The sequence below is a fragment of the Actinotalea sp. C106 genome (assembly GCF_023630195.1).
Lineage (GTDB): Bacteria > Actinomycetota > Actinomycetes > Actinomycetales > Cellulomonadaceae > Actinotalea.
In genome coordinates this window covers 1-10,031 of the sequence record NZ_JALPKN010000107.1, presented here as the reverse complement: position 1 = coordinate 10,031, position 10,031 = coordinate 1, and the positions used below count along the sequence as shown (strand labels likewise).

General features: G+C 72.1%; 10 protein-coding genes. 3 read left to right on the top strand and 7 right to left on the bottom strand.

Annotation, left to right across the window (positions count from 1 at the left end; translation table 11 throughout):
• The first annotated feature begins 216 nt into the window (after positions 1-216).
• The 3 genes from L0B03_RS09060 to L0B03_RS09050 all read left to right on the top strand — a co-directional run bounded on the left by L0B03_RS09060 (position 217) and on the right by L0B03_RS09050 (position 4,246).
• Positions 217-1,119: a hypothetical protein gene (locus L0B03_RS09060; protein ID WP_250445487.1), complete on the top strand. Its 903-nt coding sequence runs from the start codon at positions 217-219 to the stop codon at positions 1,117-1,119.
• A gap of 66 nt (positions 1,120-1,185) precedes the next feature.
• Positions 1,186-2,778, top strand: a complete 1,593-nt coding sequence (locus tag L0B03_RS09055; protein ID WP_250445486.1) for an SWIM zinc finger domain-containing protein — start codon at positions 1,186-1,188, stop codon at positions 2,776-2,778.
• A gap of 73 nt (positions 2,779-2,851) precedes the next feature.
• Positions 2,852-4,246, top strand: a complete 1,395-nt coding sequence (locus L0B03_RS09050) for a hypothetical protein (RefSeq protein ID WP_250445485.1) — start codon at positions 2,852-2,854, stop codon at positions 4,244-4,246.
• Here the strand turns inward: L0B03_RS09050 and L0B03_RS09045 are convergent, their stop codons facing one another.
• From L0B03_RS09045 to L0B03_RS09015, 7 genes are all read right to left on the bottom strand, one after another.
• The gene (locus L0B03_RS09045) at positions 4,247-5,449 is read right to left on the bottom strand and encodes a Fic family protein (protein WP_250445484.1); all 1,203 of its coding nucleotides are present in this window, start codon (positions 5,447-5,449) and stop codon (positions 4,247-4,249) included.
• A gap of 156 nt (positions 5,450-5,605) precedes the next feature.
• Positions 5,606-6,019 (bottom strand): hypothetical protein, encoded by a 414-nt coding sequence (locus tag L0B03_RS09040; RefSeq protein WP_250445483.1) that lies wholly within the window; start codon positions 6,017-6,019, stop codon positions 5,606-5,608.
• A 5-nt stretch (positions 6,020-6,024) separates the two neighbouring features.
• A complete protein-coding gene (locus tag L0B03_RS09035; RefSeq protein ID WP_250445482.1) occupies positions 6,025-7,176 on the bottom strand; it encodes a hypothetical protein in 1,152 nt (383 codons plus the stop codon).
• Position 7,177: 1 nt separating this feature from the next.
• Positions 7,178-7,462: a hypothetical protein gene (locus L0B03_RS09030; RefSeq protein WP_250445481.1), complete on the bottom strand. Its 285-nt coding sequence runs from the start codon at positions 7,460-7,462 to the stop codon at positions 7,178-7,180.
• A gap of 76 nt (positions 7,463-7,538) precedes the next feature.
• Positions 7,539-8,651, bottom strand: coding sequence for an ABC transporter permease (locus L0B03_RS09025; RefSeq protein ID WP_250445480.1), 1,113 nt, complete (start codon positions 8,649-8,651; stop codon positions 7,539-7,541).
• Positions 8,648-9,616, bottom strand: coding sequence for an ABC transporter ATP-binding protein (locus L0B03_RS09020; RefSeq protein ID WP_250445479.1), 969 nt, complete (start codon positions 9,614-9,616; stop codon positions 8,648-8,650). Before L0B03_RS09020 ends, L0B03_RS09025 begins: the two co-directional genes overlap by 4 nt.
• 154 nt (positions 9,617-9,770) lie before the next feature.
• A partial coding sequence (locus L0B03_RS09015; protein ID WP_250445478.1) for a response regulator transcription factor occupies positions 9,771-10,031 on the bottom strand: 261 nt, incomplete at its 5' end.

The window sequence follows — 10,031 nt, the reverse complement described above, 5'->3', positions numbered from 1 at the left end:
GGCGACCAGGCAGCCGGTCAACGTCGCGAGCCGGGCCCGTCCGCTCACCCGCATGGCGCGCCGTTCAGTCGGGCGGGCGCCGCGCAGCGCAGCGGGACAGGCTGGGCGGGCACGGGCATGGCGGCCAGTGTGGCGGACACCGAGGTCAGCGAACCAGCAGACACCGCCCCGACAGCTGAGGCATGCTCGAGCCACCGACCACGCCTCGGAGGAACCGTGTCCTGGATCGACTCGCTCTCCCTGATCTTCGCGTTCCTCGGTGCGGGTATCGGCGCGGGCCTCGCCGGGTGGTTCGCCACCCGCACGAGCCGCGACGAGCAGCGCGGGCGACGGTTCGAGGCCGCCCTGGAGCTGCTGACCTCCCACGAGTCCCGCCAGCGTGCGCTGGGGCGGGCGCGGGTGGTGCAGGTCGCGCGCCAAGGCTCGCCGTCCGACCCCGAACGCCAGGAGGCCATGGCCGTGCTCCGGGAGGACGTCCGGGTGTCCTGCTCGGGCGAGGTCCTCACCCGCCTCGCCGCCCAGCTCGCGGGAGAGGAGGGGTCCGTCCGCATCGCCGGGGACGTGACCGACGCCCGCGTCGTCGGGCCGGACGTGCTGGTCGGCCCGTCCCTGGTCGACACCGCCCAGGCCTACGTGGACATCGCCGGGGGCTCCGACGCCGCCGGGGACCAGCTCGTGGTGCTCATCGCGCAGGCCGAGCCCCAGGTGGTGCGGTCGGCCTCGGACGAGAGCCCGGTGCGGGCCCGGGTGCAGACCGAGGCCCGCAGCGGGTCGAGCGAGGGGCTCCGGGGCCGGGCCGAGGGTGGTCTCCCCCTCCCCACGGACCGTCGCCTGATCCTCGTGAAGCTCAACGCCGAGGTCGAGTCGATGACGCCCGCCGAGCTCAAGGAGCGAGCGCGCAAGGCCTGGGTGCTCTCCCTGCCACGGGTGCGGGGCTTCGATCCCGAGGCGGTCGTCGCCGTCGTCCGGCAGGAGGTCCGTGGGGCGTGGCGCTTCCGGGACGTCCACCTCAGCGATGAGCCCGGCCGCGTCGAGTTCGACCTCGGTGAGGAGGTCCCCGACCTCATCGGCCGCGAGTTCCTCGACACGGGGCAGAACCCGGTGCGCTACTGGCCGTGAGCCCTGGACCTCGCATCGCAGCCTCACCACTGGACACTGCCACCAGCCCTCGACCACGCTCGTCCCATGCTCAGCCCCCGGGCCCTCCCCGACCTGGCCGACCCCGCGACCGTCTCCCGGGGCCGGGCCTACGCGCGCAGCGGCCGGGTCGTCGCGGTCCGCCACGAGGCGGGGGTGCTGCACGCGCAGGTCGACGGCACCGACACGTACGCGGTGCGGCTGACGAGCACGTCATGGACCTGTACCTGCCCCGTGGGCCTGACCGGGGCCCTGTGCAAGCACTGCGTGGCCGTGGTGCTCGCGGTCGCGGAGGGCGGGCCCATCCCTGACGCCCCGGACTCGGGGCTTGCGGCGCAGCTCCCTGGGCAGGCGGTCGTCCTCGATGTGGACGAGGTCGCCGACGAGGTCGAGGCGACCCTCGCCCCGGGCAGACGCTTCTACGAGTACCGCCACGCCAACGGCTACGCGGCCGATGCGGAAGGGCTCGTGCAGCTGCTCGAGGACGCCGCGGACAGCGCGAGCCTCCCTCTGCTCCGCGTCCTCGAGCGAGCCGTGACCCTCATGGTGCGGACCATCCTGCGCAGCGACGACTCCTCGGGCGTCCAGGGTGACCAGATCAGCCGCCTTCTCACGGCCCACGCGCGCACAGCCCAAGGTCTGCCCGGCACGCTGGACCGCAAAGAGCGACGTCGCCTGGCCGCCTGGCTGCACCGGTTCCGATTCTCCGGTACGCAGGACTTCTTCGAGGTGGAGGTCGACGCCTACGGCGATGTGCTCGGGCCTGATGGCGTGGAGCACTACCGGGCGCTGGTCGAAGAGTCGGCACGGGCCGGGGCTGAGCCCTTCGCCGTCCAGCATGCCCGTGTCCGGCTGGCGATCCTCGAGCGTGAGCCGGACGCGATCCTCGCCGCCCTCGGTGGCGAGCCGACCACCCAGCATCAGGCCATCGAGGCCGTCGCGGCCCTCGACCAGGCGGGCCTGGGCCGTCTCGCGGTGCAGCACGCCGAGCGCGGGCTCCGTCTACCCCGCACGCACCGCCAGGGGACTCTCGTCGACCATCTGGTGCGCGATGCGGCTGACCGCGGCGACCTCGAGGAGGCCGAGTCACTGCGCCACGACCACTTCCGCGTTGAACCGTCGAGCAGCACGTTCGGCGCACTACGGGCGGCAGCCGAGGCGACCAGCACATGGGAGGCCAGACGTTCAGCCGCCGAGGAGCACCTTGCCGAGCACCGCTCGGACCAGTATCTCGGGGTGCTGCTCAACGAGGGGCGGGACGACGAGGCATGGTCCTTCGCCACCGCCCACCCCGAAGCCGCGGAGGCTGCTCAGGCTTGGCCGCGTTTGTGCCGACGCCGAGCGATGACCGCGCCGGACGAGACGCTGCCGGTGTACGAGCGCATGGTCACGGCCTCGCTCAGGACTGCGGGCCGCCGCTCCTACCACCATGCCGCGAAGCTCCTGGTGGCGATGCGCGAAGCCGCACAGGCCGCCGGCGCCGAGCACCGCTACCTCGAGTTCGCCGCACGGACCGTCGAGGCCAGCAGGCGCCGCCCCGCATGCCTGGAGATCTTGCGCCGTCACGGCGTCCTGGGACCGGAGGGCGCGGCGCCCGGATCGCCTGTGGACGAGCCACGGACGGCAGCGCCGAGCCGCTAACCTCCCTGGCTGGACATCTCGGGCGAACGATCAAGATTCGCCCGGCCAGTGAGGCAGGGGGAACGTCGTCGTGGTGCTTGCAGATGAGCGACCGGTCGCAGCGCAGGGCATCGGGAGGGCCGGGCGACGGGGCGCCGTCGGCACCGTCCTGGCAGGAGCTGCGCTCACGCTGACAGCCTGCGCCGGGGGCCCGAGTGTCGAGCCGGTCGGGTTCCACGAGTTCCGTCACGCCTCCGGAGGGGACGCCGATGCGCTGTGCGCCGCGTTCGCGGGGGAGACGGCGGACCTGAGCGATCTCTTCGGCGTCGAGCTGACGTACAGCGAGGGCACGGAGGGCGGCTGCCTCTACGAGACCGCCGACGGCGCCTACGTCGCCCTCGGTGTCGACGACGGCACCATGACCGAGTGGGACCTCTCCGCGACCAGCGGCACGTTCACCACGGGAGTCGTCGCCTCACCCCCGCGCCCACCGGTCTTCATGGACGCCGCGAAGCTCCAGACGCTCCAGGAGTGGGTCGACGCCCGCGCCGCTGCGGTGCTCGACGACTACGACGACTGGCTTGCCACTCTGCCTGAGGCCGAGGAGACCTACCTGGCCCTCGGCGGCTACGAGCTCGACCCCCTGATGCTGGAGAACTCACGTATAGAGCTTGCCAGCACGCTCGTCACCCCGACCGTCGACATCGACATCCATGGCTCACGCCAGGTCGACTACCTGCAGCTCGAGGACCCGGGCGCCCTGACCCGGGCCGGGCACGAACGGGTGTTCCTGGTGGCTTCCCTCGGGTCCTCGGCCCACCGAGAGATCGACGGCGCCGACCGCACCGTGCACGTGCGGGTCGACGGCGTCGACGGGACCCCCTTCACCCTGGACCCCAGCGACCTGGCCGACCTGGTGCTGTCCATCCCCGCAGACGCCACCGACGTCGCTCTCGTCGTCACGACGAACGACGACGCGCAGGAGATCTCGCTGATCGACGGAACCATCCACGACGACGGACGGGGCGAGCGCTACGACGCGCGGACCTCCGACATGCTTCACTGCGACCTGACCTACCCGCAGGTCCGCCAGGCCGACGGAACCCCGAAGGAACGGAGGGTCACCGCCTTCGACCGGTACATCACGGCCCACCACGTCCCGTGGACCGCCGGGTCGGGGTGGGCTCCGGACGGCGAGACGTACCTGACCCTCGCTCTCCACCCCTACGACGCCAACCACGCCCTGCCGCGCGAGGCCTCAGACGCCCGGGTCACTGTCGCCGGCACAGAGCACGGCCCCCTCGAGGTCGACGGAGAGAACCACAGCTACACGTTCCTCGTGCCTGAGACCCCCGAGGACGTCCGCGCGGAGATCGCGATCCACCCCGACGGGGCCGCTCTCGTCGGTCAGTACCAGGGTTGGCAGGAGGGTGACACGGTCACGGCGCCGGGTCGACTCGACTGCACGATCCCGGCCCCCGAGCTGTAGTCAGACGGCGCCGCGCGTCTCGCCTGGCTTTCTCGTGACTCCGTCCGTCACGACGCCCGTCGGCGGACGCACCAGCTCAGCCTTCATCCAGGGGTAGGGGTCTTCCAGCGGCTCAGAAGGACCGAGCTCCGCCCGCACCGTCACGAGCGCATCTCCGGCGACGTAGTGCCTGCCTCTCGTCTCACCCACCGGCCGCAGCAGGCCTACGTCGGTCAACGCCTTGAAGTCACGGCTCGCCGTTCTTTCGTCAATCCCGGTCTGGTCGACGTAGGTCGGGCGACGCAGCCGAAAGCCGAGGAGTGCTGAGTAGAGCGCGTCGATCGTCCGGTCCGGCACGCGCTGCTCGGCGAGGAGCGCGTCGAGGATCTCGTACGTCCGCTGGGCACGGCGGAGCCGGCGGCGCACCGTCTGAGCCTGCATGTGGTGAGCCCGAAGGTTGAAGGTCACCCACAGGTGCGCGTCACGTTCGGGTGCCCAGCTGCCGCGTCCGGTCAACGCGAGGACCCGGTAGTAGTCGTCGGTGTTCGCGCCGAGCCACTCCTCGATGCTGGCGAACTCAGGCTCCGCCAGACCTCGGCGAGCGAGCACCAGCGTCTGCAGCGCACGAGCCATCCGACCGTTGCCGTCTCGGAACGGATGGATCATCACGAGGTTCAGGTGCGCCATGGCGGCGTGCACGAGGGGGTCCTCGTCGCTGCTCCGGTTCAGGTCCCCCACGAGCTCGCCCATCAGCCCAGCGACCTCGTCGCCGTCGGGCCCCGTGTAGACGACTTGCTCGGTGCGATCGTCGTGCACGTAGATCTCGCGGTGCCGGTACTGGCCAGGGCTCTTGCCCAGATCGTGCGCCAGCATCATGAAGTGCATGGACCGCAGAGCTGAGGCGTCCAGGGTGAAGTGGGGATCTGCTGCCATCGCCAGCACGTACCCCAGCGCCTGCCGGTACCCGCGGATCTCGGCGAAGGTGCGCTCGTCCGCACTCATCGGCTCTTCGTCGTCGAGCGCGGCGTCCGCGTCGTCGAGGTCGACGTGATACCCCTCGATGCTGTTCGACCCCTGGATCGCCCTGGCGAGCGCCGTCCGGCGCAGCCGACCCGTCCAGCGCCGGGGCACCCGGAGATAGTCCGCCAGCTCGGCGCGCATCGCGGCGAGCTCGTCGAGCACTCGGTGATCGTCAAGATCGAGGTGCGGACTGGCGTACAGCATGACGTGTCCTCATGTCGCAATCTTCAGGACAGCACTGGCCCCGAGAGGTGATGTCTCAAGAATAGAGACATTAGGCGCATAGGGCAACGCGCCCCGCCGCTCGCTCGCACCACCCCCGCAGCACCGCCCTCGCGAGCGCCGCAGCCGCTACACCCTTCAGCGCAGCGCGTCGATCTCCGGGGGGACGTCGTCGCGGTCCTGCGGCCCGAGGAAGCTCTGGGTCCACCCGTCGCCGTCCGGCTCGATCCGTGAGGTGCCCACGTCGGAGGACAGCACCCACAGCACCTCGCCGGAGTCCTGCCAGGCGATGGCCACCCCGTGCCGGGTGCTGTAGGCCTGCTCGGACCGGAACAGCTCGTCACCTGCGTCCCCGCGAATGACGACGTGGAGCGTGGCGACGCCGCCGTCCGGCGCACCCTCGACCAGGGCGGCCTCGACCGTCCCCGAGGGCGCGGCCACCGACTGCCCGGCGCTGTTCGCCAGCTCCGCGTCCCCACTGCGACCGCCGCACCCTGCGACGACCATCGCCGCGACGGCAGCCGAGGCCGCGACCAGACCAGCTCGGACCACTGCCCTCATCCTGGGTACCCCTCGATCGAGATCACGCGTCCGCTCCCGTCCACGACCACCGTCGTCGGGGCGGTCCAGCCGATGTGGATGTCATACGGGTCGGCCTGGCCGAGGGTCAGCACCTCGGCGACCCGACTCTTCCACCGGTCCGTCGAGTACTGCGGGTTGGGGTCGATCACGTCGTTCCACCGGTAGCTCGCGTCGATCACCACCTCGAAGGTGCCGTCGGACCGGGGCGTCACCCTCGTGCTCCCGCTGTGCTCGAAGCCGCCCACCTCGGCGTTGGTGCCGTGGAGGTACTGGTAGCCGACGATGCCCTCACCGTTCTCGATCGCCTGCGAGAAGCTCTCGTCGAAGGATCCTGTACGCCTGCCCGAGCTGAGGTACTGCTGGACCGCGGCCGCCGCCTCGTCCTCGGTCCGCAGCTGCATGTCCGCCGCGAGGGCGTCGTTGGCCATCATGTACTCGGCCCAGTCCGCGTCGTCCTCGATGACCCAGTCGCCACCCCCACGCAGGTAGCGCTCGAGGATCGCCCGGCCGGCCCAGTCGTTGGACAGGTGGTTGTTGCCCGGGTCGTCCCGCCGGGAGAGCTCGTCGGAGCGGATGCGCCGCCCTCCGCGCTCGTCCGGGCTGCGGCGGTCCTCGACCCGGTCCCCCAGGGAGGTCGTGACGCCGCCGATCGCGACGACGAAGGCCGCGTGGGCGTCACCCACGGCCACCCGGACCCGGACGATCTCGCCGAGGAGTCGGATCACGTCCGGGGTGCGCTCGGGCTGCGCCGCGAGGAACAGGCCGACCGCCACGGGGTTCGAGGTCAGGGCCGCGCCCCCCAGGCCCATCGCGTTCGCCGAGGCGAAGACCCGGTCCGCGTCGGCCCGCAGCTGCTCGAGGGCGTCCGCGAGCGCGTCGCACGCCTGCGCGGCGGTCCCGGCGAGGGTGCCAGCTGCCTCGAGGGCCTGCTCGTGCCCGATGGCGTGCGCTCGGAACCCGTCCCCCGCGGCGCCTGTCCACGACGCCCCGGTGGCCCGGGACGCGGCACCGAGGTCCTGACCTGCGGTCCCCACCAGTCGGCGTGCGTCGGCGTGCGCGGTGGCCGCCGCACGCAGCGACACCAGGTCTCCCGGGACGAGGGCCTCGGCACTGCCGTAGAGGGCCATGTCACTCCACCCGCAGCAGGGCGGCGACGCCGGCGTCCACGGACCGGTAGGCCTCGGCGGAGGCGGTGAGCTCGGTCGACGCACGGGACAGGGCCGACGACACGCGCTCCAGCTCCTCGGTCAGGGCGCGCGCAGCCGACGCGGCCAGGGCCGTCGTGTCCGGTCGCCCGGCGCTCGGAGCCGACCCCCTCAGCCGCGCGACCGCTGACCCCACGCCGTCGGCGCAGGACCGCACCTGCCCGGCGCACCGGTCGAGGTCCTCGACCATCACCTCGAGCTGGTCCACAGCCCTCCCCCTTCGCCCCCCGCAACGATCCAGGGCCGATGCTAGCGGCCCTGGATCGTGGGGGGTGGGGCGCCGCTCACCCCGCCCGCAGGGCCTCCCTCAGCTTCACCCGGCCACCGAGGCGCAGCAGCGACCGCTCGTAGATCTTCGCGCCCACCGCGATCACGGCCGCGGTCGTCACGCCGAGGATCCCGAGGGCGACCAGCGGCTCCCACCAGGCGGCCTCCCCGAGGAAGAGCCGCACGGGCATCGCGACGGGGGCGCTCACGGGGAAGAAGGACATGACCCGCATCACGGTGTCGTTGTCGTTGAAGAAGATGACCAGGAAGTACGGGGCCATCGTCAGCATCATCACCGGGGTCAGCACGGGGCCGGTGTCCTCGATGCGGGAGACCAGCGAGGCGCTCGAGGCGAAGATCGCGGCCAGCAGCACGAACCCGACGATGAAGAACAGCACGAACCACACCAGCGGGCTGCCCAGCGCACCGAGCATCTCGTCCTGACCGATCACCATCAGCCCCGCGACGCTCACCGCGGCCAGGGCCGCCGTCTGGGCGACCGCCAGCACGCTGTTGCCCAGGATCTTGCCCGCGAGCAAGGACCGCGCCGAGACGCTCGAGAGCAGGATCTCCACGATCCGCGACTGCTTCTCCTGGACGGTGTTCTGCGCGATCGTCCCGCCGAAGGTCATCGCGCTCATCATGAACACCAGGCCGAAGGCCAGCGAGATCAGGAAGCGCAGCCCGAACCCGGGGGCCTCCGTGCCGAGCAGCTCGACCTCGGGGGTCGCCGACAGGGCGGCGAGCACGTCCTCCGGGGGGCTGTCGAGGGCCAGCACCCGGATCCCGAGCACCCCGGAGCTGTCGGGGATCACCGCGGCCTCGACCTCCCCGTCCTCGACCAGGGCGCGGGCCGTGGCGTCGTCGGACGCGGGCACGGCCTCGAGGCCTTCCACCTCGCTGACCACCGAGGCCACGTCGGGCACGACGGCGACACGGGTCGGGTCTCCCTCGCGGCCCGCCAGCATGGAGCCGATCACGATCGAGGCCAGCACGCCGATCAGCAGCACGGCCGCGGAGATGAGGAAGGACTTGGTGCGGATCTGGGTGACGATCTCCCGCTCGGCCACGAGCATGGTCGCCTGCAGGGTGCCCGGGACGGGCGGGCGGGTGGACTGGGTGGTGCTCATCGGACCGGCTCCTCGATGGTCGTGCGGTGCTCGCTGGGGGTGGTGCCCGCGTCGTCGTCGCTCGCGTCGGGCGCGTCCGTCTCGTCACGGACGATGTCGCGGAAGATCTCGGCCAGGGTCGGGCGCACCGGGGTGAACTCACGCAGCGACGCCTGGGCGATCGCGGTGCGCACCACGCGCTGGGCGGTCTCCTCGTCGGCGTCGAACAGGGCCCACCCGCCGGCGAAGTCGACCACCTGCACCCCGGGCTCGGCGCGCAGCCAGCCCATGTCCCCCGCGGAGCTGATCTCGTAGCGGGGCTCGGCGTAGCGCTCGCGCAGCTCCTCGCGCCCCCCTGCGGCGCGAACCTGCCCTCCCGCGATCACCACGACGTCGTCGCACAGCCGCTCGACCACGTCGAGCTGGTGGGAGGAGAACAGCACCGGCACCCCGCGCGCGGCCCGCTCGGTCAGCACCCCCACCACCGTGTCCACGGCCATCGGGTCCAGGCCCGAGAACGGCTCGTCGAGGATCAGCACCTCGGGGTCGTGCACCAGGGACGCGGCGATCTGCACGCGCTGCTGGTTGCCGAGGGACAGGTCCTCGAGGTTGTCGTCGGCCCGCTCGGCCAGGTCCAGGCTCTCGAGCAGGTCACGGGCCCGACGGTCCGCCGCGCCCCGGTCGTAGCCGTGCAGCCGCGCCAGGTAGGTGAGCTGCTCGGCGACCCGCATCTTCGGGTAGAGCCCGCGCTCCTCGGGCATGTACCCGAAGCCGCGACGCTGCTCGGCGTCGAGGGGCCGCCCGTCCATGGTGACCTGCCCCGAGTCCGGGGTGAGGACGCCCAGGATGATGCGCATGGTCGTCGTCTTGCCGGCGCCGTTGCCGCCGACGAAGCCCGTGAGGCGGCCCCGCTCGACGCCGAAGTTGACGTCGTCGAGCACGAGCCTGTCCCCGTAGGACCGGTGGATGCCGTCGAGGCGCAGCATGGTCACTCCTTGGTGGATCCGGTGATGGCTCCACGCTAGGCAGCGGCCGTGCCGCGCGGCTCAGGCGCGAGGCTGAACCTGGGGAGCGTCCCGCCTCCGCCTCGAGGAGGAGACGACGGCGTGGGGCCCGGCCGGAGGAGGGCGGCCAGCCGCCTCAGTGACGCACGAGGCCGTGCTCGTAGGCGAAGACGACGGCCTGCACGCGGTCCCGCAGCCCGAGCTTCATGAGGATGCTCGAGACGTGGGTCTTGACCGTCGCGCGGCCCAGGTACAGCTCGGCGGCGATCTCGTCGTTGGCCAGGCCGCGGGCCACGAGCAGCAGCACCTCGCGCTCCCGCTCCGTCAGCCCGGCGAGGCGACCGGTGGGCGCGCCGTCGGGCCCCTCGACCCCTTCGGCGCGGCGGCCCGCGACGGC

Coding starts and splice junctions, on each gene's coding strand:
- L0B03_RS09020 (WP_250445479.1), bottom strand. CDS start 9,616: ATGCTGCGCCTCGACGGCATCCACCGGTCCTACGGGGACAGGCTCGTG.
- L0B03_RS09025 (WP_250445480.1), bottom strand. CDS start 8,651: ATGAGCACCACCCAGTCCACCCGCCCGCCCGTCCCGGGCACCCTGCAG.
- L0B03_RS09055 (WP_250445486.1), top strand. CDS start 1,186: ATGCTCAGCCCCCGGGCCCTCCCCGACCTGGCCGACCCCGCGACCGTC.
- L0B03_RS09035 (WP_250445482.1), bottom strand. CDS start 7,176: ATGGCCCTCTACGGCAGTGCCGAGGCCCTCGTCCCGGGAGACCTGGTG.
- L0B03_RS09045 (WP_250445484.1), bottom strand. CDS start 5,449: ATGCTGTACGCCAGTCCGCACCTCGATCTTGACGATCACCGAGTGCTC.